Annotated in this window: 1 pseudogene; it reads right to left on the bottom strand. The window is 76.8% G+C overall.

What is annotated here, in order from left to right:
* Positions 1-505 (bottom strand): annotated as a pseudogene (locus E6R62_RS39225) (hypothetical protein); the annotation flags it as partial.

Here is a 505-nt window from a genome sequence, read left to right as displayed (position 1 = left end):
GGCGTCGAGGACGGGGGAGTCGGCCAGTTCCAGCTCTCGGCCGAGGAGGTCCTCGACCAGGGTCAGGACGGGCGAGGCCAGGTCCGAGCGGCGTACGTCGTCGATGAGGAGCGAGGGGCCGTCCAGCCAGTCGAGCCCGGGCAGCGCGCCCGCCGTGTCGACCGCGGCGCAGCACACCATCGCGGTCACGTGGTCGGCGAGCAGCTCGCGGCCGGTGCGAGGGGGCTGGAGCGGGAAGAGCGGTATCGCGTCGGCTCCCCAGGGCTCCGGGCCCGGCGCGGGCGGCGCGGACGCGGCCTCCTCGACGGCCACCTCCGCCGCGATCCGGTCGGCGAGGTGCTCCGCGGCCTCCCCGTCGGAGGCGGTGAGGTGGTCGATGACGCGGGCGAGCGTCGGGGCGGCGGGCTCCGCGTCACGGCGCTCGCCCAGCGCGTCAAGCACCCGGTGCAGCCGGGCGGCCTCGGTGCGGCACTTGCGGTCGACGACCTCCTCCGGATACGCCGTC

It is taken from the genome of Streptomyces sp. A1136 (genome assembly GCF_004795055.1).
In the GTDB taxonomy this organism is placed as follows: Bacteria; Actinomycetota; Actinomycetes; order Streptomycetales; family Streptomycetaceae; genus Streptomyces.
This window is presented reverse-complemented; position numbering and strand designations above follow the sequence as displayed.